1 protein-coding gene and 1 pseudogene are annotated in these 1,222 nt (G+C 70.9%); both read left to right on the top strand.

Annotation, left to right across the window (positions count from 1 at the left end; genetic code table 11):
• The coding region (locus AB1A62_RS22085; protein WP_366663603.1) for a dihydroxy-acid dehydratase at positions 1–1,032 on the top strand (1,032 nt) is incomplete at its 5' end.
• Between the two features lie 3 nt (positions 1,033–1,035).
• A pseudogene (locus tag AB1A62_RS22080) lies at positions 1,036–1,222 on the top strand (keto-deoxy-phosphogluconate aldolase); the annotation flags it as partial.

The following is a 1,222-nucleotide window of genomic DNA, read 5'->3' as shown; positions in this document are numbered from 1 at the left end:
GCGGAGGGCGCCAAGCGGGCGCTGTCGCTCAGCGCGCTCGGCAACAGCTACACCCCGGTCTGCGATATTCTGGACGAGAAGGCCTATGCCAACGGCATCACCGGGCTGATGGCCACCGGCGGCTCCACCAATCTGCTGATCCACCTGATCGCGATGGCGCGGGCGGGCGGCATCCTCCTGGACTGGCAGGATTTTGCGGATCTCTCCGAGGCGGTGCCGCTGCTGGCAAAGGTCTATCCCAACGGCCTGGCCGACGTGAACCATTTCCACGCCGCAGGCGGGCTCGGCTACATGATCGGCGAGCTGCTGAAGGCGGGGCTCCTGCACCCGGACACCCGGACCGTCGCCGGCGAAGGGCTGGAGCATTACACCCGGGAGCCCTTCCTGTCGGAGGACGGCCTGACCTTCCGCCCCGGGCCCGGGCAAAGCCTGAACGACGCGGTGCTGCGCCCGGCGGAGGCGCCGTTCCAGAACACCGGCGGCCTGAAGCGGCTGACCGGCAACCTGGGCACCGCGGTGATCAAGGTCTCGGCGGTGGCAAAGGAGCATCAGACGGTCGAGGCCCCGGCCCGGGTCTTTCATGACCAGGAGGAGGCCAAGGCCGCCTTCAAGGCGGGCGAGCTGACCGGCGACGTGATCGTGGTGGTGCGCTTCCAGGGCCCCAAGGCCAACGGCATGCCCGAGCTGCACAGCCTCACCCCCTTCCTCGGCATCCTGCAGGGCCGCGGCCAGAAGGTGGCGCTGGTCACCGACGGGCGGATGTCCGGCGCCTCCGGCAAGATCCCGGCGGCGATCCATGTGGTGCCCGAAGCCCTGGACGGCGGCCCGATTGCCCGGATCCGCGACGGCGACCTGCTGCGGCTGGATGCGGCGCGCGGCACCCTGGAGGTCCTGACGGAGGGCGCGCTGGACCGCGCCCCCGCCGAAGCCGACCTCAGCGCCTGCCAGCACGGCACCGGCCGCGAGCTGTTTTCCCTGTTCCGCCGCTCGGTGGCTTCGGCCGACCAGGGCGCCAGCGTATTTGGAGTGTGAATGATGCGGATAACCCCTCAGGACGCCAGCCTGCGCACCTGCGAGATCTGCGCCCTGGCGCCGGTGATGCCGGTGCTGGTGGTGGAGGACGCGGCCCACGCCCGTCCCCTGGCCGAAGCGCTGGTGGCGGGCGGCCTGCCTGCTTTGGAAGTCACCCTGCGCACCGGCGCGGCGCTCGACGTGATCCGCG

The organism is Leisingera sp. JC11, assembly GCF_040704725.1.
In the GTDB taxonomy this organism is placed as follows: Bacteria; Pseudomonadota; Alphaproteobacteria; order Rhodobacterales; family Rhodobacteraceae; genus Leisingera.
Note: the sequence above shows the minus strand (reverse complement) of the source record. Positions and strands in the feature narration are given on the sequence as shown.